The 857-nt window shown below is 34.0% G+C and carries 1 protein-coding gene; it reads left to right on the top strand.

Annotated elements, in window-relative coordinates:
- The first annotated feature begins 451 nt into the window (after positions 1 to 451).
- Positions 452 to 826 (top strand): hypothetical protein, encoded by a 375-nt coding sequence (locus JUJ52_RS23105; protein ID WP_228089252.1) that lies wholly within the window; start codon positions 452 to 454, stop codon positions 824 to 826.
- Positions 827 to 857: the final 31 nt, after the last annotated feature.

Here is an 857-nt window from a genome sequence, read left to right as displayed (position 1 = left end):
TTGGACGACTTTAAGAATAACATTTCTAATCGTTTTCCATTTATTTATGCTGTAATACCAGGTGTTGTAACTTCATTTTATTACATGTATTTGGCTTAAGGGGGAGAATTTCATATGAGTGAACTTTATCAGTTTCATATAACTTATGAACAAGCAAATGAAATGTATATGAACTACGAAAAACGAAAGAAACAGGGGTTGAACAACGAGATTTTGATAGCCTGCAATTAAAAATGAAGCTACCCTTGTCTTCCCTGTATTTTTATTTTTTGTGCTGGCAGGTGTGTTCTTTTGTATTGTTATATTTCAAATAGGCATAGCGAATTATGTAGCACAAAAGGCCACTGCCCAAGTTGCTTATACATGGAATGACTCGAACAAAGATTTAACTACTGGAGAATTTGGAGAGAAACAGTACACTGGCCTCGATGGAGATGGATTATATTGAAGAGTGACTGATAATAGTGTTTTAGACATGTTTGGGCTGGGTGGCTTGTTTGAGCCAGATGATAGTGTTAAAAGCAAAAAAATACAAAACGGTATTTCAACATATAATGGTTCCATAGAAGTAGATATAGACTATGAAAACTACATTGTATACAGTGTAGTAAAAGCGACAGCAACTACCAATTTATTTATGCTTTCCTTCTTTAAGGATATTCTTGGAAGGGATCAGCTTGAGGCAACTTCTAGTCGAGTAGTAACGGACACACTGGAGTTAATTCGTACCTTCAATTTTTCCAAATATATATGGAAAGAGTCTGGTCTTGGTAGCGTCTATGATGGAATAAAAGAATCAATTAACAACTTTTTTGGTGGGGGATAATATATGAGTAAAAATAAATTAATATCTATTT

Origin of the sequence: Virgibacillus sp. AGTR (genome assembly GCF_016919725.2) — a bacterium.
In the GTDB taxonomy this organism is placed as follows: Bacteria; Bacillota; Bacilli; order Bacillales; family Amphibacillaceae; genus Virgibacillus; species Virgibacillus salarius.
Note: the sequence above shows the minus strand (reverse complement) of the source record. Positions and strands in the feature narration are given on the sequence as shown.